Source organism: Emticicia soli (assembly GCF_037860775.1).
GTDB lineage: Bacteria > Bacteroidota > Bacteroidia > Cytophagales > Spirosomataceae > Emticicia > Emticicia soli.
In genome coordinates this window covers 324,894-348,693 of sequence record NZ_JBBEWC010000005.1, presented here as the reverse complement: position 1 = coordinate 348,693, position 23,800 = coordinate 324,894, and the positions used below count along the sequence as shown (strand labels likewise).

Sequence of the window (23,800 nt, the reverse complement as noted above, 5' to 3'; positions counted from 1 at the left end):
CAGGTTTAGCGAAGCAAATATTTTTCGAGTGCCAGATATACCCTATGAATCGGCAGACCCATGACCGTATAAAACGAACCCTCTATTTTATCGATACCTATCATGCCTATAAAATCTTGTACACCATAGCTACCTGCTTTATCAAATGGCTGGCATTTATGAATATAGTATTCTATTTCCCATTCACTCAATGCCTTGAAACTTACCTGCGTAATATCAACAAAAGTAATAGTCTCAGCCTCGGTCATAATACACACACCTGTAATAACCCGATGCACACGGTTGCTTAAAAGCCTGAGCATTCGTCGGGCATCTTCAACGTCTTCTGGTTTATTGATAATTTCATTTTCAACCACCACCACCGTATCGGCACAGAGAACAATCTCGTTGCTAAGGGCTTCTCTGAAACATTCGGCTTTGTTTCGGGCCAGAAAAGCCGGCACTTCTTCTACTGGCATATCGGCCGGAAAAGCCTCATCGGTGGGTATTACTTTTACTGAAAATTCAAACCCTGCATTATGCATGATTTCTTTTCGGCGAGGAGAATTAGAAGCTAGTATAAGGGGTTTGGATAATTGCATTACAAGAAATTTGAAATGCGAAGTAAATAAATATGCCTTATAAATACGAACATTCGGCCAAGTTTTCAGACAAAATAATAAGCACAGAATTGCTAGAGCTATTTATTTTTGGGCATTTCAACTTCCGTGCCAAATTATTATTGAAAGGTATATTTCACAACAAAATCTTCAATAAACTTAAAAACACTGATAATCAACAACTTACCATAGAAGCATTTAATATTTTTTTTTTACTAAAATGTACAATTCATTAATTATTTAACGGTGCAATTTACTTAAAAACTACAATTTAAAATAAAACAATACCTTTTGATAAAAAAAACTGGCACAATTATTTCTTGATTTCAGTTAAGTTGAAAAATTCTCTTGCGTCTTCTGAAATTGTTAATTTAAAGAGAATGTTTCTTAGTTTATAGACAATTTTTGCTAATATTTAAAATAACCTTTGTTGTAATTGTAATCATTAATTTTTGTGGTAGGATGTACCATTCAAGTAATATATCACTTCCAAAATCTTAATTCTCTTTCTTAAAAATTAAGTACGGTAGCTTTATACTTTGAAGCGGAATTTGCCATCCTATCATTTAGTATCGTCCCATTTGCTTGGGCTTGATGAACTTAAAATAACTTTTGCAAACCAATGTATCCGATCAACAACATATCTCTCGTTTCATTTCTTATCTGACAATAAGACTTAATTCTATTAGATGTGTGGCTTTGTGGTACATTATTTAAAAAACTTTTGCCAATTAAAATGTAAAGAATTTGCTGTAAAATGTACATGCCAACAAAATATCGCCCACTGTTTTTCTTGATAAAAATAGAAGCAGAAGACTTTCAGTTAATAGTCGGCTGCCAGATACGCTTGTTGATACTCTACTTCGGCACTTTCTGATGTTACTCAATTAAACAGAACCTTTTGCTGTTCGGATACACGAATGAACATTAACTCAACCTATCATTTCTTATTATTTAAGAAACAGCAGGCTTTTCTGTAAAGTTGCTGGGTAGATTACTATGTCCGGTTGTTGTGTCCAACATTTAAAACTTTTGCTGAAAACACTTAATGTATGTATGAGATGACCTTTACAATTCCTTTACGAATTTATTATACAAAAAAACCAGGAGGCAAAAAAACCTCTACTGGAATTTCTATGTAGGTTCGCTAAAATCACGATTTACAAAACTTTTCCCGGCTTTCTAAACAACTTTTGCATTAAAAACCAAAACTCCAACGCTGCCCATCATATAAGGCTGATGTTGGTAATCCAAAGTCCTAAATCTTTTGCTAACATTTAAAAAAAAAACAGGAAATGGTAACTTTAAAAAATCTTTTGCTGGTAATTTTAACTTTGTGCACCAGTTTTGCATTCAGCCAACAGACCATTGAAAACAACAGAATTTGTAACGACCCTATTGTTGGTAGAGGCGTATATGCATTGCCATCGCTGAGTGGTGGCGGTATATGTCTTCTTTGTAATACCTCAGATGCGGCAAACGTAACAGATGGTAATCTGGATAACTACGGTGTTGCTGCAATACCTGCAGGTGCTATTAGCACTACCGTACTGATAGCCATTAAAGATTCACTACAATATTACCCTGGCGGCAATACAGTAGGTTTTGTTATTGGTGGGCACAATGGAGGTCTACTCAATGGTGGGTTACTTTCTGCATCTATTTTAAGTAACCTAAGCATTCAGACATTGCGGAACGGAACTGTTGTTCAGACCGTGAATTATACTACGGGTTCATCTGGCTTGTTATTAGGTGTTTTACAGGCAACATCAACAGGAAAACAAGTGTTAAGCTTTGCAACAGGCGCAGGGCAAGACTTTGACGAAGTGCGCTTAATAGCCAGCGGAACAGTAGCAGCCTTAACGAGTGTTCGTATTTATGAAGCGTTTGAAAGCCCGGCAGGATGTGCAACCGACTGTGTAAACGCCCTTGTTGGTACCGATGCGTCTGGTGCTCCTGCTACTGGTTCGTCAGGTGTATGCCTTGGTGGCAGTGTAGCCAATGCAGGCAATACAACCGATAGTGACAGTACAAATAATTTTGCCACTATTACTTTACCTACCTTGGGCCTTGGTTGTGATCGTTATATTCAGGTTAATGCCAGCACAATATATGACGAAGGCACATTTGCGGGCTTTGTCATTTCAGAAACTTCGGGGCTTTTAGGATTAGACTTACTTGGGGGAATAACAATAGAAACCTTTAATGGCGGAATATCTCAGGAAAGCTCAGTAGGCTCGGCTTTGCTAACAGCAAATGTTCTCAATGGTTCAACAAATAGCTATCAGGTAGGCTTCAGAACAACAAAGAAATTCAATGCAATCAGAATTACTATCCGAAGCCTGGGCGTAAATTTAGGAGGAACCTACCGCATATATTATGCCTACGTAAAAGCTGACTCAGATAACGACGGCATACCAAATTGCCTAGACAAATGTTCGGGTTCTGATGCAGTAGATACTGACGGCGATGGTGTGCCAGATGCCTGCGACAACAACATAATCGATTTATCGCTCACTAAAGGAGTTGACAACTCAAGACCTGCCCAAGGGGGTGCAGTAGCTTTTACCGTAACAATTACACGAGATAATACGACTCAGAATGCCACAGGTGTAAAAGTAACCGACCTATTACCTGCCGGGCTGACTTACACTGGCCATACAGCCCCTACAGGAACACAGTATTCGCAAACAACAGGTATCTGGAATGTGGGCAGTGCCCTTGGTGGTACAACCAACAGTTTGTCGCTCGTTATTAACGCAACGGCCGATTCTACCGGAGTAATAATAAATCAAGCTTCAATCACGGCATCAAACGAAACCGATACCGACAATAGTTCTTTGCAAGACCACATAGCAAGTGCCTGTGTTACGGTGCCGATTCAGATATGCCAGGGCAGCTCAATTATACTAGTGGCACCATCGGCACCATCGTACGTTTGGTATCGAGACGGTGTGCCAATTCCAGGAGGCACTAACGATTCGTTGGTAGTAACCCTAAGCGGCGATTATACAGTTAATTTTACGTCGTCAAGTGGTTGTGCTTCCGGTAACTGTTGCCCAATTGTAGTTAATGTAAATGCATTGCCTAGCATTAGTGCCGGAGCCGATGTAGCAGTTTGTAGTGGCGTATCTACTACACTTACAGCAACAGGCACAGGTACTTTTCAATGGAACACAGGCGAAACTACTGCTTCAATCAGCGTTTCTCCTACACTTACTACCAACTACATTGTTCGGCTTACAAACGCCCTCGGCTGTACAAATGCCGATACTGTTATCGTAACGGCCAATCCTTCTCCATTATCGGCTAATGCAATAGCTATTTGTAACAATGCAGGTACAACCGACAATTCACTAGACGATACCTTTACTATTACTTTAAACCCATCGGGTGGTAGTGGCATTGGAGCTTCTTATTCGGTAGCCCTCAATGGGTCGGCTGTTACAGGTGTCTCGTTTACTTACGGCACACAAAGTTCGCCAATTTCGGCAGGCTTAATATCTGGCGGTAGCAAAACATTGTTAATAACCGATAATAATGGTTGTACACTCAACACTACGGTGAATCCTCCGGCTAGTTGTTCGAGCTGCCCTACGAAGGTCTGTGTACCGATTACAATAGTCAAATCAGAGTAACCCAAAATTTATACTTCAGTTCAAATAAATCTAAGCAGGTGTCAATTCATTTTGGCATCTGCTTTTTTATGCCTGTTTCTAAAACAATATGCTAGTTATTTCGATTATAGCTATACTGAATCCGACAAAAGTGCGTTTGTTAACAGGTATGTTAAAGCGCAAATTAATGTTGCGATTTTGTTTAAAAATCGTATCTTTTCAGCATGAATAAGTGGTCGATTATATTTTTACTACTATCACATTTGACATTCGGACAAACCCAAGACTACGAAAAATTTGACAGTGACAAGTCTGCCAAAGACAGTGTCATGTACACCAAATTAAAAAAGAAGATGGGCAAAAGTAAGATTGGCAGGCAAATCTATGGCTTTTTGTTTAGAGATGTGTATAACAGTAACGTATTAAAAAACGAAATAAATAAGCTGGAAACCAATCCGTTTGCGCCTTATGAAGATAAAATTATAGGCAAAATCACTATTCAGCAACTTGATATTTTTGGCCCTAGTGTAAACGATACTACCCGAAGAGGCAACCGCTTTGAGCGATTTGCCAGTAAGAATTTCCACCATAATACCCGCGAAAGAGTAATACGAAACTCTTTTCTGCTTTTCCGTGAAGGCGACAAGCTTAACCCGCAAGTTTTTAAAGATACCGAACGCCTACTGAGAGCTAACCCCATCATTCACGATGCCCGTATTCTGGTAAGTGAGCGCAAAGGCAGCGAATGGCTGGTAGATGTACTTATAATTGTGCAGGATGTATGGTCGGTTAACTTCGATATTGGCGTTGGTAGCCCCAAAGATTTCAGGATTGGCCTAGAAGAGCGTAATTTTCAAGGCAATGGTCATTCTTTACTCTACAAAGTAGCCTGGCGGAAAGACGACCCCTATCAGCAATTGGGCGGAAGAAGCATTTACACAGTACCTTATATAGGCAAAACATTTATTACAGGGCAGCTTAGTGCTATTTATGAGCGAGACCTGAAACAGTTTTCGGTAAGGTTATCTCGCCCTTTCCTGACTGTCGACATCAAAAATGCCGGTGCTATTGAGCTGGGCTACTACAAAATAAGAGAATACAAAAGGCTCGGCATTGATGTTAAAGATAAAGAACTGGTGTATCAGACTGGTTACTATTACTCCGATATATGGTATGGCCGTGCATTTAAGTTTCGAGGATTTGAACCCAACGAAAGGTTTGTAGTGGCTGCCCGCCGTAGCAGCTATGAGTACCGTACCCGCCCCGAAGTACGTGCCGATACTAACAAACTATACTGGAACCGAACCATTATTCTGGGAAGCGTGGGCTATTCGAATCGCTTTTATAAACGAGATATTCTGGTTTATGGCTTCGGACGAACCGAAGACGTACCGACCGGAAATTTGCTTTCTTTCACATTTGGCCGTGAGCAAACAGAGTTTGGTGCACGCAACTACTCGGGTATTCAATATGCACATGGCACTTATCTGGCCAACGACAGAGGGTATCTGTATTACCTGGCTCATGCCGGAACATACCTGAAAGGCAAAGAAGCACAACAGGGCACCATTGGTGTACAGAGTAATTACTTCAGCCCATTAATGAAACTTGGCCGGGCACAAACCCGCCACTTTATTAATCTTGGTTTTACTTATGGTATCAACCGAGACCCGCTCGATTACCTGAACATAAGCGGGCAAGATGGTATATTGGGCATAAACAGCAATTCATTAATTGGTGATAAACGCCTTACAATTGGGTTCGAATCGGTGTTGTTTTCCAAAAAAAGCCTTGTGGGTTTTCGTATTGCTTATTTTACTTTTGCCAATTTTGGTTTAGTTAGTTTGCACAATGTACCTCTTTTCGACAGTAAATTGTATCAGGGTTATGGGTTGGGCATGAGATTCAGAAACGAAAACCTTACCTTTAAAACCTTTCAGATTCGTGTAGGTTATTACCCCAATATACCTAATATAAGCTCAAACTTCCGCTTTGCCTTTGATGGTATTCAGCCACTTCGCCTGCGTGATTTCGATATATCGGCACCTAGTGTTATTCCGCTCCGATAATTTTTTTCAAACTTTGGAACTATCCTTCATCGACACTTGTATTATATGTACTAACATACATTGTTAATGTATTTTTAAAACCTCATTAGTTATTTACAAAAAGTATGTCGATAGAAAAAGACATAAAACAACAAAAGCCCTTTAAGAGCCCATATCAGAAGTTGGTAGTGAATATACTTTTTACCAACAACTGGATGAACAGCGACCACATGAATATTCTGAAACCGTTTGATTTAACGGCACAGCAATATAATGTGTTGCGAATCTTGAGAGGGCAATATCCAAATCCGATTACGGTGAATGGAATCATCGACCGGATGTTGGATAAGATGTCGAATGCGTCTCGACTTGTTGATAAATTACTTGTGAAAGACTTTGCAACAAGATGCGACAACAAAGACGACAGAAGAGCGTGTGATGTACGGATTACTCAAAAAGGGCTTGATGTGTTGCGAGAAATTGATGTTCTACAAGAAAACTGGGAAACGTCATTTTCGAACCTGACACCCGATGAAGCTGAAACCCTGAGCGATTTGCTCGACAAGCTCCGAGGCAGTAATTAATCGTTTTTTCGAAGGCTTAAATAGGTACACAAGAATAACCTACTTAATCTATTGATTATAAAGATTTTAATTTTATTTTTTATTTTAATTGCTTAAATCAAATTTCAAAACCAATGAAAATTTTTAAAAGTTTATTCACAGTAGCAATCGCAGGTCTAGTAAGTGTTTCAGCAATGGCTGATAACGGAAAAAAAGCACAACAAACTTTGAAAGTAGATACCAAGGCTAGTTCGTTCAACTGGTTAGGTAAAAAAATCACAGGAGAGCACAATGGTACTATCAATATCCAGAATGGTGCACTTGTAGTTGATGGCGACAAATTGGTAGGAGGAGATTTCACGATTGACATCAACAGCATTAAAGTTTTAGACGTAAAAGATCCAGAATACAATGCTAAATTGACAGGCCACCTAAAAGCTCCAGATTTCTTTGATGCAGCTAAATACCCAACAGCTACATTTAAAATCACAAAAGCTACACCTAAAGGTGGTACTAACTATGATATTGCAGGTAACCTTACTATCAATGGTGTTACACAAGCAATTACTTTCCCTGCAACTGTAAGCATCGACAAAAAAGGAACTGCTAGCGCATCGGCTAAATTTGAAGTTGACCGTACGAAATTTGGTAGCAAATATGCTTCTAAATCATTCTTCGACACTATCGGCGACAAAGCTATCTACGATAACTTTACTGTTGAAGTTAAATTAGCTGCTGCTAAAGCTGGTGTTTAATTTTGAGCCAAACATATAGTTAAAGTTTCTTAAAAGCCGTAAGTGTGCATACACCTACGGCTTTTTTGTTTGTAGTTTTATTATGAAGTTGTTTAGGATTATTTCTTTCGTTTAAATGCATTATTTTAGCTATGCCTTCGTCAAATAATTTCAACCATAGCTCTCATCATTTGACTTGTCTCGCTCAAAATACCACTATTTTTAAACTGAAATTAAAATCCTAAACAACTTCTACAATAAATTTCTAAAGCCGCTTAATTGTATGAAAACACCACTCCTACTTCTTTCCTTATTTATCACCTTATTTTGTTGTGCACAACAGCAATTCCAAGTCAATCATGGGATTGATACATCGAATGTCTATACTAAGGCTATTTTAAAAAAATGGAAAAAGTATGTAAGCTATGATGCTGACTATCTGAACAGAGAAGCACAACAAACATTTGGTGGATTCTGGTCGGAAAGAATGATAAAAAAATACAAGTACCCTGATTTATTAAATTATTGCGGAGCATTATCTCCTTCTTTATTAGGGCTTGGGCTTAGCAATAAGGTTATAGCCATTTCTAAAAGGAATGGTTTTTACTGGCTTAAAAGTATTTTCTACTATGCTGAAAACGATTCAGTTTTTGTTCCGATAGCTATTACAAACTATCCGTTTACAAATGAGAATAACGATTTCCGTTTGCACAATACTTTACTATTGAACACCAGCACCTGGAAAAAGAAAACAGTGGGGCAAATTGTTTATCATTATAATTCCAGCCATAAATTCAATAGCAAAACTGCCTTCAAAGCCAACAGTGCGTATCTGCAATTAACATCACTTTTTGGCATAAAACCCGAAAAACTTAATTATTATATATTCGAAAACTGCGACAATCTCTATCAAACAATCGGATTCGACTACAGGATTGGCATGGGTGGCGAAAATAACAGGTGTGGGTATTATGATGCCAAAAACAACAATATCTACACAGGTGGATACGAAAATCCCGAATTTCATGAGCATGAAATAATCCATATCATCAACAATTCTTTTTCTAATGCGCATGATTGGTTTCTGGCAGGCATATCGGGTTACTGGGGAGGGCATTTCGGCAAAAACCTGAACTACCATATTGATAGGGTTTATGATTATTTGAAGAAAAACCCCGATGTTAACCTTAACAATATACTTGCACATAGCAAACTAGACGACTTCACCAACCCAACTTATGTGTATGGTGGTATATTTTGCCATTTAGCTTTACAAAAAAATGGCATAAATGGGCTAAAGCGGCTCTTAAGCTATGGTACCAGCGATGATGATTTTTATAATGCCATAGATAAAGAACTTGGTATTCAAGAAAACGAAATACATACTACAATGATGAAACTACTGGAAGAATATAGCACAAAGAAAATACCCACCATCTCGTATAGAGATTTATCTGGAAAATGAATAAGGCAATCAAAAAACAGTTTCTTCTAAAAAAGGTATTGGATTTTTAAATTATACAGTATTTTCGTGAAATAATACAAAATCAAATTCAACAATTAAATCCAAATAAAATGGCTTATAACCAACCCATGCTAAGAGATGGTGCGCTTGAAGGCAAAACCTTTGTTGTAACAGGTGGTGGTACCGGACTTGGCAAATCGATGTCGAAATATTTTCTGGAATTAGGTGCTAATGTGGTAATCACGAGCCGCAAACTACAAGTACTTGAAGAAACTGCGCACGAACTAAGCCAGGAAACTGGCGGCAAAATATTACCTATTGCCTGCGATGTGCGTGATTATGGTGCCATTGAAGCCATGAAAGATAAAACCATTGCCGAATTTGGCAAAGTTGATGGGCTACTGAATAATGCCGCAGGTAATTTCATCTCCCCTACCGAACGCCTCTCGCACCGTGCCATTGATACTGTGGTTGATATAGTTTTAAAGGGCAGCTATTATTGTACCCTGGCCTTTGGTAAACACTGGATCGAGCAACAACAAAAAGCAACGGTACTTAGCATTGTTACTACTTATTCGTGGACAGGCTCAGCATTTGTGGTGCCTTCGGCAATGGCAAAGTCGGGCGTATTGGCTATGACCCGTAGCCTTGCCGTAGAATGGGCTAAATATGGTATTCGTTTCAATGCCATTGCCCCGGGGCCATTCCCGACCAAAGGTGCGTGGGACAGGTTATTTCCGGTAGATGCGTTTCCTGAGCACTTGCGTGAGCGTTTCTCTGATTTTGGCAATGTGCCGCTCAAACGTGTAGGTGAGCATCAGGAACTAGCGAACCTTGCTGCATACCTGATGTCAGATTTCTCGTCTTATATAAATGGGGAGGTTGTAACAATAGACGGTGGTGAATGGATAAACGGCGCAGGAGAATTTAATCATCTCAATGCTATTCCGAACGAAATGTGGGACGTGATACAGGCCATGATTAAGAGCAATACTAAGGGTAAGAAAGAATAATAATTTAAAGGGCAGATATTTGAGGGTTTCTGCCCTTTGTTTTTAATTGATAATTATATCACACATCTAATTTTCACACAATCTTGAAAACTTCTTTCATATTCTGGCAGAGGTGGCTTGTTTACAGTAGCCTTTTTCTTGCAGTAGCAGCCATACTCTTTGCATTTGACCTCAGCTCAGCAATCTTTGTGCATTACGACCAAGCCATTGCACAGATTTTCTGGCAAACGCCAAACATCCCAACAGATGTACAAGCTTTCAGGAAATTTGTAGCAGGGCCTTTAGGTGGTACTATCGCCTGTGCTTACATACTTCTTGCTTATCTGGCTTGGTATCCTTTCGGGCAAAAAGAGCAATGGGCACGCAATGCTATTATGGTAAGTTTTGGCATTTGGTTTGTCACAGATTCTTACATTTGCCTGAAATATGGGGTTAATTTTCAAGTGTACCTAATCAACGGCTTATCGCTACTTCAAAAAGCTTTGCCTATTATTTTCACATGGAAAGCATTTAAAAAGTAAAACGTCCAAAAAATTCTACCTATACGTGCGGAGTATCGACCACAACATTGCTAGAGTACCCGTCATTTAAGGTTTATTTTGCGTTTGGAATAGATTTTTAACCTCAATAAGCAGAAGTTAATTTTACTATTAACCGTAAACTATTGAAACCATGGCAATGATACAAAACAGACAACGAAATGTTAAGAATATTTCAATGTCGAATAACAAGCATATTGCACCAAGAGATACATCAACAGGCAACAGAGATGAAGCGCCTGACTCGAGAGATATAAAAAATGAGGTTGAAAAACCAAAAACGGCTGATAATGATTAAAACGTCGTTATAGTAAAATATTAAAGATTTCTTCTTTATGTGATGGAACCCCACCTTCTTCTTATTTGTGGGTTTCATCACATTTTTTGTTTTGAGCTGTTGGCAAACAAATCCAGGTTTCTTCAAAAGATTAGCGGCTTACTTTCGTTATACAGAAGGCTGTGTTTACATGCAGGTCATAAAATGTCTTTTCTTCAGCAAAAACTATACTGTTTTCTGTGAAAGAAAAGCTTCCTGATACGTCCACAGAGCCGTTTTATCCTTAGCTATACCTATCGATTTATTTTCAGTACAAGAGCCCTTTTGTTCCAAAAAAGCAATTTACAGGGGGCTTAATTCAATTAATTTAATAACTTTGTCATCACAATCACTATCTCTATGAAAATTAAAAATTTCAAGTATTTTATACTATCAATTACCCTATCAGTACTTGTTTGGTCTTGTGAAAAAACACCCGAAGCCAATCCTCAACCAGTTTACCTTGTAAGCGCAACCTTAGTTCATGAATATTCTAAAGAGCAACTTTTAAGTGCACTAGGCGCACAGGCTACCGACTTCGCCCTCTTTGTAAGAGGTGGTGTAAAGCAATATAAGATTATTTATAAAACTAAAAACACCGATGGTACCGACATTCAGGCATCGGGTGCGGTGGTTGTGCCTAATATTTCCGGGGTAGATACCTACCCATTAGCCAGCTATCAGCACGGCACTATTTTTTCTGATACCGAAGCACCTTCGTATTTCAATGCAGGTGGTGAAGGCACACTGGCCTCTATCCTATCTACTTTAGGTTATATTGTATCTGCTCCCGACTACATTGGTTATGGTGCTACCAATAATTTGCCACATACCTACGAACACCGTGAGGGCTTAGCTACTGCAAGTTTAGACATGCTAAGAGCAACCAAAGAGTTTATTCAGCAAGAAAAACTCAAATGGAATAATAACGTTTATTTAGGCGGATACTCAGAAGGTGGGTATGCTACCCTTGCCTTGCAAAAGAAAATGGAAGAAGAAGCACAAGGCGAGTTTAACCTGAAAGCCTCTAGCTGCGGTGCAGGTGCTTACAACAAAACTTTGAGCTTCAAGACAATTGCAACTACAACATCATCAGGTGAGGCTAACCACAATGCTTCTTACATCTGGGTAATACTTACCTACGACCACGTGTACAAACTCAACCGTGCCATGAGTAGTTATTTTATTGAGCCTTATGCCTCTCAGATACAACAAAATAAGCAAAATGTACGTATTTCGGGCAGTTTCAATACTTTAATTACAAATGAGCTTAAACTTGCCATTAGTAATGGAACAGATACTGCATTAATGAATGCAGTAAAAGACAACGATATTTTTGATTGGAGTCCGAAAACGCCAACTATGCTTACACACGGTACGGCCGATACTTATGTACCTTATTTTAATACTCAGACGGCTTATGATGCAATGGTAAAAAGAGGCGTAACTACTGTAAGGCTCAATCCGGTAAGTGGTGGTACGCATAGCTCGTCGATAAACAAATATATTTTAGATACACTTGTGTTTTTCTCTAGTAATCAATGAAGTTCTTTATGATTATTTCTTTCGCTTAAAAATGTGTTATTTTGGCTACGCCTGCATCAAATGATTTCAACAATAGCTCTGCTATTCTTTCATCATTTGATTTGGCTCGCTCAAAACACCAAATTTTTAAACTGAAATTAAAATCCTAAATAACTTCAATAATCATTTTTCACCTAAAAAACGTTATTCTAACATGGCAAACTTAAAAAAAGGATTTGTTCACACTGTATTTTTCTGGTTGAAAGACCGCAACAACGAAGCCGACCATAAAGCACTTCACGAAGGACTACTTGAACTATCGAAAATCGATTTGATTCAGACAGCCTATGTGGGTACCCCTGCCGATACAAACCGTGCCGTAATTGACACAACTTATCAGTTCTCAATCACTTTTATCTTTGATACGCCTGAGCAACAAGCCGGATACCAAACCCACCCCGACCACCTCGATTTTGTAGCCAAATGCTCTCATCTTTGGGAAAAAGTTGTGGTTTATGATGCTGAAAGCTAAAAAAGCTTAATCCAAACTGCTTTTTAGACATTCGCATTTTAAACCTAAGTAATACTAAACATGAAAAAAATCTTCGTCCCATTATTTTTACTCGTTAGTATCACTTCTTTTTCGCAGAATTTATCCTTCGATGCAAAAGGCATTGTGGCTATCTCTGACGCCGACATGGCAGCATCGGCATTTGCTAACGGAAAAATTTATAAAGAAAAAGGAATAAAAGATGCTTTTACTTCTATAAAATTACCCTTAGAGAAATCTTACGACGAGGTAAGGAGTGTTATTGTGTCAAATTCGGCGGCTAATCATACCAAGGCTATGGTGGTATCAAATACACATCATCTGGCTTATGTAGTTGATACCAGAGGCATGTTGGCTGATAACGTAGCCGAACTCAAAAACATTAACGAAGACCTACCCGCTGGCGGATTTATAACGGTAATTGATATAGCAGATGTGGCTCACCCAAAAGTGCTGTATAAATTCCCTACTGGTAAAAACCCTATCGGAATTGATATAAGCCCCAAAGGAGAATACCTAGTGCTTTGTACCGAAGAAGAAGGCAAAGAACTACAAGTATTAGAGCTAGACCCTAGCGGCAAGCCTGTGCGTATTATTCATCGCCCGCAGGGCTTACCAGCCGGAAAAATATCTGACGTAAGCTGGCATCCTAACGATAATTTTATTGCCTTTACATTTGAAGATACCAAAGAAGTGGGTTTGCTAAAAACCACTCGTGATGGGCCAACCAACAAGATTGTTCGTTTGGAGCTTCAAGGAAAACCAGTAAAAATAGGCACAACACCCGGTGCAGGGCAATTTACACCCGATGGCAAGTTTTATGTGATTCCTGACCTGAAACGTGGCCAGGGCGATGTAGAAGGCGAAATTTTTGTTATTAAGTTTAATCTTGAAGGCACAGAGCATTTCCCGATTAGTAAGGCAAAAGTCGGGCAAAACCCCGAAGGATTTGCTATTAGCCCTGATGGTAGCCTTATTGTGGTAGCTAATATCAAAAGAACTTTTCTGAACTGGGAGAGCGCCGACCTGAGCCGCAAGGCTTCGCTGAGCCTGCTTAAACTAACGCCTGATGGTAGTTTGGTGAATCATGGAGAATATGAGTTTGAGGGTATTCTGCCTAAAAGCGTTGAGTTCGACAGAAGTGGTAAAAACATAGCTGTAACGGTTTATGATTATTTTAATTATGGCAAGCATTTTGGCGGTATAGAGTTCTGGAAAGTGAACCAAGGAGCTAAACCCAGCTTGCAGAAACAAGACTTTAAAATGTTTCTGACCAGAGGCTGCCATTCTTTGCGAGTAGTTAAATAATTGGCTGAAGTCCAAGACCTTGATATTAATTAAACCCCGTAGAGTTGGTATAGTCTTTATCACTCTTACGGGGTTTAAAATAAATAAAATCTTTTGTCGCTACAAGTCACAACTTTAGCTATATAACCAATCTATTATCAAAGAATTTATTAAATTTAACCCATACATTAATCACTATTCGACACCTTTCACTTATGGAACGTAGAAATTTCCTTAAAAACTCTTTCTCAATGGCTGGTATGGCCGGTGTATCTGCCGTACCTTTTGCAGATAAACTAGACCTTTTTCCGGCTAAAAATAACTTTAAACTTAAATATGCACCGCACTTTGGTATGTTTAAGAATCTGGCAGGCGATGATTTAATCGACCAGTTGAAATTTATGGCGGATACAGGTTTTACTGCCCTTGAAGACAACGGCATGATGGGACGCACACCTGAAATGCAAACCAAAATTGGCGAAACTATGGCCAAATTAGGTATGGACATGGGCGTGTTTGTAGTAGATAAAGGCGGAAATGGAGCCAATACTCTTGCAGCAGGCAAAAAAGAATACATTGAGATATTTCTAAACGGCTGCAAACGTGCCGTTGATGTTGCCAAACGTTGTAATGCCAAATTTGTAACAGTAGTACCGGGCGACTTTGAGCGTAACCTACCAATTGGTGTACAAACCGGACACGTAATTGATGCCTTACGCCGTGGTGCTGAGATTCTTGAACCACATGGCATTGTAATGGTTCTTGAACCACTAAGCGATAGCCCGAATCTGTTTTTAAGAACATCAGACCAGACTTATGAGATATGCCGTGGTGTAAACAGCCCTTCGTGTAAAATATTGTTTGATATTTATCACATGCAAAAAAATGAGGGTCATATCATTCCTCATATCGATTGGACATGGAGCGAAATCGGGTATTTCCAGATTGGTGATAATCCGGGCAGAAAAGAACCGACAACCGGAGAAATTAACTACAAGAATATCTTCAAACATGCCTACAACAAATGTAAAGCCGAAAACAAGACTTTCATTTGGGGTATGGAGCACGGTAATTTCAAACCTGGCAAAGAAGGTGAATTGGCTTTAATTAAAGCTTATATTGAGTCTGATAGCTTTGAGGTTTAGGAATAATTTCGTCTTGAACTTTGATTTAACTGATTTTACTGATTGCACGGATTTGAAAATAATCGGTTAAATCAAAGTTTGCGGCTCTTATTCTAGCATAGGTATATATGTTGGTAGTGGGGAAATAAGGGTTTAAATGCAATTGCCACAAAGTACACTAAAACACAATGTAGCACTATTGTCTTTGTTGATTTGATAAATTGAAATATGTATTCTGCGTTAAAACACAAAATAGAAAATGATGGCTTTGCCGTTGTGAATGAGGTTTACAATGCTGCTGAAATTGAAAACTTACTTCAAACAATAGCATCTATTGATACCTCAAAGCCTACTTTCCGCAAAACCAATGATTTATTTGCTATCAGGCAGTTTCTGAAAGAAGTACCCGGGACGCTCGAAACTATCTTCAATGAGCAGCTTAACTCTATCATCAATGCTATTTTTGGAGAAGACTATTTTGTAGTAAAATCAATTTATTTCGATAAACCCGAAGATTCTAACTGGTTTGTGGCCTATCACCAAGACCTTACGATTTCAGTCGATAAAAAGTCGGATTTAAAAGGCTTTGGCCCTTGGACTGTAAAACACAAGCAATTTGCAGTACAACCGCCACTATCAATTTTAGAAGATAATTTCACAATAAGAATTCACCTTGATGATACCGACGAAGGTAATGGTGCTTTGAAAGTAATACCGTCATCACATCTAAAAGGAATCTGCAGACCCGAAACCATCGATTGGAGTATAGAAAAAGAAACCACCTGTCCGGTTCAGAAAGGTGGTATTATGTTTATGAAACCTTTGCTGCTTCATGCTTCTAATCGCACAAGCAATCATCAGAAAAGGCGGGTTATTCATATTGAGTTTAGCAGAAGTACCCTGCCAGACAACCTTCAATGGTCAGAATCACTACAAAGCGTTTCTGCTTGATTAAATCAAATTCATTTCCTTAATAGTCTCAAATACGCCGTTTTCGTTGTTTGTGTATTTGGTTACATAGTTGGCGGCTTCCAGAATTTTCGGGTGAGCGTTTTTCATGGCGTAACTATATTTGGCAGCACTCATCATTTCGAGGTCGTTGAGGTAATCACCAAAAACCATTGTTTCTTCTGCCGAAATCCCGAATTGTTCCTGAATCTTCTTGATGGCTGTTCCTTTGTTTGCGCCCCAATCGCTTATATCAAGCCATATTTTGCCGGCAATGGCTACTTTATAGTCTTTCTCAAACTCTTTAAAGTACAGATAACTGTTAGTTTCAGAGTTTTTGAAATCACAGATTGTAACCTTTAATATAGTGTCCTCAACTTTTGTTAAATCAGCCACTATTTCCATTCGCTTAAAATATTTTCCGGCTTCTTTCAGAAAACGCTCGTCGGTATTCTCCACATAGGCCGATTTTTTGGCACTTACAATCACATAAGCGTCAGGTACGGTACGACCAATCTCGATAAATTTATTAGCTGATTCTTTATCAAGCGAGTCTAAATGTACCTGTTCGTCACGATAAACCACGTATGAACCATTATCGGCCAGGAAAATCAGTTTATCTTTAATACTATCAAATTTATCGACCAGATTATAATATTGGCGTCCGCTGGCAATGGCAAACTTTATTCCCTTATCGGCTAGTTTCGGCTCTAAATCCCAGAAATCTTCATTAAGTTGCTTCTCATCGTTCAGAAGCGTTCCGTCCATATCACACACTATTAATTTTATCATTCCGTTGGTTGTTTTTTGACTGCAAAGATACGGATAAATGATTTTTATCTTGAACTTTGATTTACCTGATTAAATGATTTAACTGATTATTAATAATGACATAGTTAGTTAGTACTTTGAAACGTGTGAGTAAATAACATGAAATTCATATTTTGTCTTAATTATTAAATCATAAAAATCAGTTTAATCAGGTAAATCAAAGTTCAGACATTTCCCTTATCTTTGTTAAACTTCACTTCAGCTCATGGCAAACAATAAAACTATTGAAACTACCCAAAGCGTCAACGATTTTCTGAATCTTGTGGCTGACGAAAACAAACGAGCAGATGGCTATCACCTGCTGGAAATTATGCAAAACCAGACAGGGCTTGAGGCACGTATGTGGGGGCCTAGCATTATTGGTTTTGGCTCTTATCATTACAAATACGCTAGCGGCCACGAAGGCGATGCGCCTTTGGTTGGTTTTTCGCCCCGTAAAGATGCTATTAGTTTATACACTGCCCTCGACCCCGCCAAAAGAGATGATTTATTGCAAAGACTTGGCAAACATAAGGCGGGCAAAGGATGTATCTATATCAAAAAACTTAGCGATGTGAATCTGGATGTGTTGATGGAAATGATTGATGAGTCGGTGAGCTTCAGTCGTTCACAAGATGTTTCTTCTCAATAAACTATGCTTGAACTAAACATTAGGCTAATCGGCAACGATGAAGCCATCCCTTATGATTTGTTGCTATCGGCCGACCCCTCAGAACAAGCTTTGATGGCCTACCTCCCTTACTCTACTATCTATGTTGCTTATTTGCAAGATAAATTAGTTGCCCAATATGTGCTTTATCAGATTGATGCGCAGGAGCTTGAAATCAAAAACATTGCCGTTGATGATGCCTATCAGGGAAAGGGTATAGGAAAATTATTATTGGAAGATGCCACTCTAAGAGCCAATGATGCAGGTTATAAGACCCTTTCTATTGGCACTTCAAATGCCAGCATCGGGCAATTGTATCTTTACCAGCAGCAAGGTTTTGAACTTTCAGGCGTTAAAATGAATTTCTTTATTGATAATTACACCGAACCTATATTCGAGAACGGTATTCAGTGTAAGCACATGATTATGTTGACCAAAGTATTGATTAATGACACCTTATAACATAAGCCCGGTAAACCCTAACGAACACGATAGCTTATTAGACATCTGGGAATTGTCGGTAAGGGCTACACACCATTTTTTGGAAGAAGAAAACATTTTGTTTTTTAAGCAGACCATCCACGAACACAAGTATTTCGAACTGGTAGAACTCGTTTGTGTTCGAAACCAAAACAACAGGATTCTGGGATTTATGGGCACCGATGCCGATAGCCTTGAAATGCTATTCGTGCATCCTGATGCCATTGGCAAGGGTGTAGGCAAAACCCTGATGAACTACGCACTAAATACCCTTAAAGTGCGTAAAGTAGATGTAAACGAGCAAAACCAACAAGCCTATCTGTTTTATTTGCATCATGGTTTTAGGGTAGCCAATCGCTCTGAAACCGATGGCACAGGCAAGCCTTTCCCGATTTTACATTTAGTATTAGAGTAAGCATTTACTCGTAATTATACTACCTTTAGTCACTAACTTAGCCCTATCCCCAACAATAATCACCCAATTTAGGGGATGCTACGACTAAAAATTTAGTAGAAATTTGTGGTTTGGTCTCAATTACAAATTAATTCATCAATATTCTAAAAATAATTCTTTCTATTAGCTTACTTTTACGAAGTTTTTTCATCAAACTATTAAATTTTAATTATGAAATTATTACGCCTAGCACTGATTCCCTGTGTTTTGATGGGAGTTACCCTTACGGGATATGCCCAAAAGAAAGACGACAAAAAAAAACCAGAAGAACCAGCAAAAACTACCCCGGCAACAACTACTCCAAAACCAGCCGAAGCACCTAAAACAGGACCGAAACCCTACAAAGATGTAATCACCGACAAAGCTAAAACCAGCAAAGGATTAATCACAGTTCATAAAGTTGATGATAAGTATTTCTTTGAAATCGCTGACTCTTTGATTGGCCGTGACATCATGACTGTAACACGTTTCTCTAAAACGCCTGCAGGTGGTGGAATTTTCGGTGGTGAAGAAGTTAACCGCCAGATGGTAAGATGGGAAAAAGGACCAGATAACAAAATTTTCTTGCGTTCTATCTCTATTATTATGACCAGTGCTGATAGCACTAAGCCCATTTTTCAGGCTGTAAGAAACTCAAGCGCCGACCCTATCATTGGTGCGTTTGACATCAAAGCTTTGAAAAAAGATACACTTTCGGTTATTGATGTAACTGATTATTTCAAAGGCGACAACCAAGTGTTTTCACTTGACCCTATCTCAAAACAATTGTATAAGATAACCGCCTTACAAGCCGACCGTTCGTATATTCAACATATCCGTTCGTATCCTATCAATACTGAGATCCGTACGGTGAAAACTTTCGGTGTGGTACCTCCAACGGTTTCGTTGATGCCAATTCCGCAAATCGGGCAGTATTTCCCTGCTTCGCGTGATGCAGGTGTTATTACAATGGAATTTAACACTTCAATGATATTGTTGCCAAAATCGCCAATGCGTAAGCGTTTCTTCGACCAACGTGTAGGTTATTTTGCAAGCCAATACTCTGTATTTGGTGAAGAATCTCAGAAATCTGACCAGGAGGTATTTGCTGTAAGATGGAGACTTGAGCCAAAAAGCAAAGAAGATGCTGAGCGCCAGAAACGTGGTGAAGCTATTGAGCCTAAAAAACCAATCATTTACTACATTGACCCTGCAACGCCTAAAAAATGGCAGAAATACCTGAAAGCAGGTGTTGATGATTGGCAAGTAGCTTTCGAGAAAGCAGGTTGGAAAAACGCTATCCGTGGCGAGTACCTTGACGAAAAAGATAGCCTTAGCCTTGAAGATGCACGTTTCTCTGCTATCCGTTATTTTGCGGCTGATATTCAGAATGCTTACGGACCAAACGTAAACGACCCACGCAGTGGTGAGATTCTTGAAAGCCACATTGGCTGGTACCACAACGTAATGCGTTTGCTACGTAACTGGTATTTGATTCAGACAGCGGCGGTTGACCCTCGTTCAAGAAACAAAAATTTCAGCGATGAGCTAATGGGTGAGTTGATTCGTTTCGTATCGTCACACGAGGTTGGCCATACAATTGGTTTACGCCACAACATGGGTGCAAGCTCGGCTACTCCGGTTGAAAAACTACGTGATAAAAACTGGATTGCACAAAACGGACATACATCGTCTATCATGGACTACGCGCGTTTCAACTACGTAGCACAGCCGGAAGATGGTATTACTGATTTCTTCCCACGTATTGGTGATTATGACATCTGGGCTATCAAATGGGGTTATTCATACTTCCCTGAGGCTAAAGACGCCAAAGAAGAGAAGAAAACTTTGAACGAATGGACAAAAGAGGCTTATAAAGACCCACGTAAACGTTTCGGTACTGAAATCAGTCCTTATGACCCACGTTACCAGACAGAAGATCTTAGCGATAACGCCATGAAGGCTTCTGACTACGGTATCAAAAACTTGCAAAGAATTTTACCAAACCTTACAGAGTGGAGCAAAGAAGACGGTGAGTTCTACAAAGAATTAGCCGAGCTTTATGGCAACGTAGTAAGCCAATACCGTCGTTATGTGGGTCACGTAACCAAAAACGTTGGTGGTGTCTTCGATGACCCTAAGACTTACGACATGGAAGGCAGTGTGTTTACGGCGGTTCCAAAAGCTACGCAAAAAGAAGCGGTTGCTTTCTTGAACCGTCAGGTTTTTGCAACACCAACATGGTTGATTGACCCTAACGTATTGAATAAAATCAATATCGAAACTGGTGTTGAGGCTATAAAATCGATTCAGGAGGCAACGTTGAATAGCTTATTGCTAGGCGACCGTGCTGTAAGATTGATGGAAACAAGTGCTACCAACCCTGCTAACTACAACCTTGATGATTTGATGACTGACCTACGTGGTGGTATATGGGCAGAGTTGAAAAGCCGTAAGCCGATAGATATTTATCGTCGTAATCTTCAAAAAGTGTATGCAGAGAAAGTAATTACTTTGTTGACACCAACAACTACAACTGTGTTATCGATTCCTCCGGGAGTAACTTACGGATACGATATTCGTACGGTTGATTTGAAGAAAACAGATTTACCTTCGATTGCAAGAGCGCAATTGGAATCGTTGAAAACTGAAATTAAAGCTGCATTGCCTTTAACAACAGATAAAATGAGCAAATACCACTTACAAGACGTTTTAAAACGCATTGAAAAAGGCTTAGACCCTAAATAATTGGTGGTTTGTAATATAAATAAAAAGCGGAAAGGGTTGCCTTTCCGCTTTGAGACTGTAAAAAAAACTGTGTCAAGGTAAAAATTAGCTAAAATGTTAATTTTTACCTTGACACAGTTTTTTTTATAGAACAGAAAGAAAAATTTGATTTTGAAGAATTCAAAAAGTAAGCAATAGCAGGAATATATGCTGGTAAGCCTTTTAGTGGCGAGAAGTTGTAAAATCCTTGGCACAGTTCAGTTTACACTCCCCTAATGACAATATTATACAATTCAATTTGTCCATTAAATACCAGACTCAATACCTTCCATAATACTTCCCCAAAAATAACTTTTTGAAAGACTTGAGTAATCTAAAGTATCCTTATCAAGATTTAATAATTTTTCAGAAAAATAGTTGGCATACTTTTGCTTATCTTTATAATAGCTCCCTAATTTTTCTTTCCATAATATTTCCGTTAAGAAAAACTCATACTCGTAAATGCATTCTAGCATTATTCTTACATTTTTATTTGTAAATAGGATTTTATATGTTCTATTATTTAGTTACTTGTTAGATTTTCTATAAAACCTGCATCCTCTTATTAATTACCGAATTTGGTGTATAAAAGATTTTTGCAGACAAACTATCAAAATAATCTTATAACCAAACCATAAAGCTAATCTCTATATCAATCTCCACCCCAAACCACCAAAATTTGACATTCTCATATTTCTTTCTAACTTTGCCTCTGGCTTTAGGGGTATTCTGAAAAGAATTGAGAGAGTCCCTTTGAACCTGATACGGTTGATACCGACGTAGGGAAAAGCGAATAAAATATAGCTTTACATAAGCGTATCTTATCCTCTTTTATTTCAAAGCAATCTTCTACAGCCATTGTATTTTAAAACAAATCGCAATGGAAAAAAATCTTTGGAAACACATCGAAACTGTCCGCACGCAATCTCCGCTTGTGCACAACATTACTAATTTTGTCGTGATGAACAATACTGCCAATGCCTTACTGGCTGTGGGAGCATCGCCTATTATGGCTCATGCACACCCTGAGGTGCAAGACATGGTAAGCATCTGCCAAGCTTTGGTAATCAACATCGGCACACTTAACGATTACTGGGTGCGCTCAATGTTATTGGCTGCCGAAAAAGCCAATCAGCTTGGCAAACCCTGGGTGCTCGACCCCGTTGGTGCAGGCGCAACCAATTACCGCAACCATACGCTCAGTGCATTACTCAGCTATAAGCCTACGGTTATCAGAGGCAATGCTTCCGAAATACTGGCTTTGGCCAAAGCCAACACTACCCCAACCAAGGGGGTTGACAGTACCGCCGAAAGCAGCGAGGCTATTGAAGCCGCCAAGTTGATTGCTGAAAAATACGATACGCTGGTGTGTATTTCGGGCAAGACAGATATTATTGTTGGCAAAGGCGCAATTATCAGTTTAGACAATGGCGATGCCCTTATGACCAAGGTTACAGGGCTTGGTTGTTCTGCAACGGCTGTTATCGGGGCTTTTATAGCTGCCATCGACAACAAACTGGAGGCACTTACTGCTGCTACAGCCTTATTTAGTATTTGCGGACAGCTGGCTGCCAAACAAAGCGCCGGGCCGGGGAGTTTACAAGTAAACCTCCTCGACAAGCTGCACAATATCAGCGAAGAGGAGTTTTGGCAAACACTCAAAATAGCATAGCGTATGGCAAACCACACAATGTTCCCGTATAAGTTATATCTCGTTATTTCAGCCGAAGCCTGTAAGGGTCGGAATTATCTGCAAGTAGCCGAACAAGCCATTGCGGGTGGCGTTGAGATTATTCAGCTTCGTGAAAAGACACTCGATACTGAAACATTTACCGAAAGGGCGCTCCGCCTGAAAGAAATTACAGAACGCTACAATGTGCCCCTAATCATCAACGATAACGTGGCTGTCGCCAATGCAGTAGATGCCTTCGGGATACACGTGGGCAATAGTGATATGCCTCCAACAGAGATTCGGACAAAATGGGGTAACCAACTTCAGATTGGCTATTCTATTGAGTATCTGAGCCAATTAGATACAGCCGAAACAGCAACTGCTGACCATCTGGGTATTAGTCCGATTTTTTCGACAGCTACTAAGACCGATACCGTAACTGAATGGGGGCTTGAGGGTCTGCAAAAAATCAGAAGCCTGACAGACAAACCACTAATTGCCATTGGTAATGTAAACAAAAGCAATGCAGCAGCCATTATTCAAGCCGGAGCGGACTGTATAGCGGTGGTATCGGCCATCTGCGCAGCCGATAATCCCGAGAAGGCAGCTTATGAATTGCGCAGGTGTTTACTTTAAACACAT

General features: G+C 39.3%; 22 protein-coding genes and 1 riboswitch. Of the genes, 19 read left to right on the top strand and 3 right to left on the bottom strand.

Annotation, left to right across the window (positions count from 1 at the left end):
* Positions 1–5 precede the first annotated feature (5 nt).
* Positions 6–581 (bottom strand): Maf family protein, encoded by a 576-nt coding sequence (locus WAE64_RS09450; protein ID WP_340236114.1) that lies wholly within the window; start codon positions 579–581, stop codon positions 6–8.
* A gap of 1,313 nt (positions 582–1,894) precedes the next feature.
* On the opposite strand from WAE64_RS09450, the gene WAE64_RS09445 reads away from it, so the two are divergent.
* The 13 genes from WAE64_RS09445 to WAE64_RS09385 all read left to right on the top strand — a co-directional run bounded on the left by WAE64_RS09445 (position 1,895) and on the right by WAE64_RS09385 (position 16,330).
* A complete protein-coding gene (locus WAE64_RS09445) occupies positions 1,895–4,237 on the top strand; it encodes a DUF11 domain-containing protein (protein ID WP_340236113.1) in 2,343 nt (780 codons plus the stop codon).
* Between the two features lie 308 nt (positions 4,238–4,545).
* Positions 4,546–6,285, top strand: a complete 1,740-nt coding sequence (locus WAE64_RS09440) for a BamA/TamA family outer membrane protein (protein WP_340236112.1) — start codon at positions 4,546–4,548, stop codon at positions 6,283–6,285.
* A 104-nt stretch (positions 6,286–6,389) separates the two neighbouring features.
* On the top strand, positions 6,390–6,848 hold the full coding sequence (locus WAE64_RS09435) for a MarR family winged helix-turn-helix transcriptional regulator (RefSeq protein WP_340236111.1): 459 nt from the start codon (positions 6,390–6,392) through the stop codon (positions 6,846–6,848).
* A 113-nt stretch (positions 6,849–6,961) separates the two neighbouring features.
* A complete protein-coding gene (locus tag WAE64_RS09430; protein WP_340236110.1) occupies positions 6,962–7,582 on the top strand; it encodes a YceI family protein in 621 nt (206 codons plus the stop codon).
* Positions 7,583–7,844: 262 nt separating this feature from the next.
* Positions 7,845–9,026: a hypothetical protein gene (locus WAE64_RS09425; RefSeq protein WP_340236109.1), complete on the top strand. Its 1,182-nt coding sequence runs from the start codon at positions 7,845–7,847 to the stop codon at positions 9,024–9,026.
* 110 nt (positions 9,027–9,136) lie between these two features.
* Entirely contained in the window at positions 9,137–10,039 is a 903-nt protein-coding gene (locus WAE64_RS09420; protein ID WP_340236108.1) for an SDR family oxidoreductase, read from the top strand.
* Positions 10,040–10,122: 83 nt separating this feature from the next.
* A complete protein-coding gene (locus WAE64_RS09415) occupies positions 10,123–10,560 on the top strand; it encodes a hypothetical protein (protein ID WP_340236107.1) in 438 nt (145 codons plus the stop codon).
* A gap of 151 nt (positions 10,561–10,711) precedes the next feature.
* On the top strand, positions 10,712–10,876 hold the full coding sequence (locus WAE64_RS09410) for a hypothetical protein (protein ID WP_340236106.1): 165 nt from the start codon (positions 10,712–10,714) through the stop codon (positions 10,874–10,876).
* Between the two features lie 378 nt (positions 10,877–11,254).
* Complete coding sequence (locus WAE64_RS09405; RefSeq protein WP_340236105.1) at positions 11,255–12,439, top strand: alpha/beta hydrolase family protein; 1,185 nt, start codon at positions 11,255–11,257, stop codon at positions 12,437–12,439.
* A 193-nt stretch (positions 12,440–12,632) separates the two neighbouring features.
* Positions 12,633–12,950, top strand: a complete 318-nt coding sequence (locus WAE64_RS09400; RefSeq protein WP_340236104.1) for a Dabb family protein — start codon at positions 12,633–12,635, stop codon at positions 12,948–12,950.
* 60 nt (positions 12,951–13,010) lie between these two features.
* Entirely contained in the window at positions 13,011–14,276 is a 1,266-nt protein-coding gene (locus tag WAE64_RS09395) for a YncE family protein (protein WP_340236103.1), read from the top strand.
* 194 nt (positions 14,277–14,470) lie between these two features.
* Entirely contained in the window at positions 14,471–15,400 is a 930-nt protein-coding gene (locus tag WAE64_RS09390; RefSeq protein ID WP_340236102.1) for a hydroxypyruvate isomerase family protein, read from the top strand.
* A 207-nt stretch (positions 15,401–15,607) separates the two neighbouring features.
* Positions 15,608–16,330, top strand: a complete 723-nt coding sequence (locus WAE64_RS09385; protein ID WP_340236101.1) for a phytanoyl-CoA dioxygenase family protein — start codon at positions 15,608–15,610, stop codon at positions 16,328–16,330.
* On the opposite strand, the gene WAE64_RS09380 is transcribed toward WAE64_RS09385, so the two are convergent.
* Positions 16,331–17,119 carry an HAD family hydrolase gene (locus tag WAE64_RS09380; RefSeq protein ID WP_340236100.1) on the bottom strand — a complete coding sequence of 263 codons (789 nt, stop codon included), beginning with the start codon at positions 17,117–17,119 and terminating at the stop codon, positions 16,331–16,333.
* 244 nt (positions 17,120–17,363) lie between these two features.
* Between WAE64_RS09380 and WAE64_RS09375 the strand changes: the two genes are divergently transcribed.
* The 4 genes from WAE64_RS09375 (at position 17,364) to WAE64_RS09360 (ending at position 21,468) form a co-directional block, all read left to right on the top strand.
* Complete coding sequence (locus tag WAE64_RS09375) at positions 17,364–17,789, top strand: DUF1801 domain-containing protein (RefSeq protein WP_340236099.1); 426 nt, start codon at positions 17,364–17,366, stop codon at positions 17,787–17,789.
* A gap of 3 nt (positions 17,790–17,792) precedes the next feature.
* Positions 17,793–18,269 (top strand): GNAT family N-acetyltransferase, encoded by a 477-nt coding sequence (locus tag WAE64_RS09370; protein ID WP_340236098.1) that lies wholly within the window; start codon positions 17,793–17,795, stop codon positions 18,267–18,269.
* Positions 18,256–18,702: a GNAT family N-acetyltransferase gene (locus WAE64_RS09365; RefSeq protein ID WP_340236097.1), complete on the top strand. Its 447-nt coding sequence runs from the start codon at positions 18,256–18,258 to the stop codon at positions 18,700–18,702. Before WAE64_RS09370 ends, WAE64_RS09365 begins: the two co-directional genes overlap by 14 nt.
* Before the next feature lie 210 nt (positions 18,703–18,912).
* The gene (locus WAE64_RS09360; protein ID WP_340236096.1) at positions 18,913–21,468 is read left to right on the top strand and encodes a zinc-dependent metalloprotease; all 2,556 of its coding nucleotides are present in this window, start codon (positions 18,913–18,915) and stop codon (positions 21,466–21,468) included.
* Positions 21,469–21,752: 284 nt separating this feature from the next.
* On the opposite strand, the gene WAE64_RS09355 is transcribed toward WAE64_RS09360, so the two are convergent.
* Positions 21,753–21,962 (bottom strand): hypothetical protein, encoded by a 210-nt coding sequence (locus WAE64_RS09355; RefSeq protein WP_340236095.1) that lies wholly within the window; start codon positions 21,960–21,962, stop codon positions 21,753–21,755.
* A 234-nt stretch (positions 21,963–22,196) separates the two neighbouring features.
* Positions 22,197–22,289: riboswitch (TPP riboswitch) on the top strand.
* 77 nt (positions 22,290–22,366) lie between these two features.
* On the opposite strand from WAE64_RS09355, the gene thiM reads away from it, so the two are divergent.
* On the top strand, positions 22,367–23,158 hold the full coding sequence (thiM, locus tag WAE64_RS09350) for a hydroxyethylthiazole kinase (RefSeq protein ID WP_340236094.1): 792 nt from the start codon (positions 22,367–22,369) through the stop codon (positions 23,156–23,158).
* Positions 23,159–23,161: 3 nt separating this feature from the next.
* Positions 23,162–23,794, top strand: a complete 633-nt coding sequence (gene thiE / locus WAE64_RS09345; RefSeq protein WP_340236093.1) for a thiamine phosphate synthase — start codon at positions 23,162–23,164, stop codon at positions 23,792–23,794.
* The last annotated feature ends 6 nt before the right edge of the window (positions 23,795–23,800 follow it).

Excerpts from the sequence above, each read along its gene's own strand:
- WAE64_RS09450 (WP_340236114.1), bottom strand. The coding sequence starts at position 581 with ATGCAATTATCCAAACCCCTTATACTAGCTTCTAATTCTCCTCGCCGA.
- WAE64_RS09445 (WP_340236113.1), top strand. The coding sequence starts at position 1,895 with ATGGTAACTTTAAAAAATCTTTTGCTGGTAATTTTAACTTTGTGCACC.
- WAE64_RS09440 (WP_340236112.1), top strand. The coding sequence starts at position 4,546 with ATGTACACCAAATTAAAAAAGAAGATGGGCAAAAGTAAGATTGGCAGG.
- WAE64_RS09435 (WP_340236111.1), top strand. The coding sequence starts at position 6,390 with ATGTCGATAGAAAAAGACATAAAACAACAAAAGCCCTTTAAGAGCCCA.
- WAE64_RS09430 (WP_340236110.1), top strand. The coding sequence starts at position 6,962 with ATGAAAATTTTTAAAAGTTTATTCACAGTAGCAATCGCAGGTCTAGTA.
- WAE64_RS09425 (WP_340236109.1), top strand. The coding sequence starts at position 7,845 with ATGAAAACACCACTCCTACTTCTTTCCTTATTTATCACCTTATTTTGT.
- WAE64_RS09420 (WP_340236108.1), top strand. The coding sequence starts at position 9,137 with ATGGCTTATAACCAACCCATGCTAAGAGATGGTGCGCTTGAAGGCAAA.
- WAE64_RS09410 (WP_340236106.1), top strand. The coding sequence starts at position 10,712 with ATGGCAATGATACAAAACAGACAACGAAATGTTAAGAATATTTCAATG.
- WAE64_RS09405 (WP_340236105.1), top strand. The coding sequence starts at position 11,255 with ATGAAAATTAAAAATTTCAAGTATTTTATACTATCAATTACCCTATCA.
- WAE64_RS09400 (WP_340236104.1), top strand. The coding sequence starts at position 12,633 with ATGGCAAACTTAAAAAAAGGATTTGTTCACACTGTATTTTTCTGGTTG.
- WAE64_RS09395 (WP_340236103.1), top strand. The coding sequence starts at position 13,011 with ATGAAAAAAATCTTCGTCCCATTATTTTTACTCGTTAGTATCACTTCT.
- WAE64_RS09390 (WP_340236102.1), top strand. The coding sequence starts at position 14,471 with ATGGAACGTAGAAATTTCCTTAAAAACTCTTTCTCAATGGCTGGTATG.
- WAE64_RS09385 (WP_340236101.1), top strand. The coding sequence starts at position 15,608 with ATGTATTCTGCGTTAAAACACAAAATAGAAAATGATGGCTTTGCCGTT.
- WAE64_RS09380 (WP_340236100.1), bottom strand. The coding sequence starts at position 17,119 with ATGATAAAATTAATAGTGTGTGATATGGACGGAACGCTTCTGAACGAT.
- WAE64_RS09375 (WP_340236099.1), top strand. The coding sequence starts at position 17,364 with ATGGCAAACAATAAAACTATTGAAACTACCCAAAGCGTCAACGATTTT.
- WAE64_RS09370 (WP_340236098.1), top strand. The coding sequence starts at position 17,793 with ATGCTTGAACTAAACATTAGGCTAATCGGCAACGATGAAGCCATCCCT.
- WAE64_RS09365 (WP_340236097.1), top strand. The coding sequence starts at position 18,256 with ATGACACCTTATAACATAAGCCCGGTAAACCCTAACGAACACGATAGC.
- WAE64_RS09360 (WP_340236096.1), top strand. The coding sequence starts at position 18,913 with ATGAAATTATTACGCCTAGCACTGATTCCCTGTGTTTTGATGGGAGTT.
- WAE64_RS09355 (WP_340236095.1), bottom strand. The coding sequence starts at position 21,962 with ATGCTAGAATGCATTTACGAGTATGAGTTTTTCTTAACGGAAATATTA.
- thiM (WP_340236094.1), top strand. The coding sequence starts at position 22,367 with ATGGAAAAAAATCTTTGGAAACACATCGAAACTGTCCGCACGCAATCT.
- thiE (WP_340236093.1), top strand. The coding sequence starts at position 23,162 with ATGGCAAACCACACAATGTTCCCGTATAAGTTATATCTCGTTATTTCA.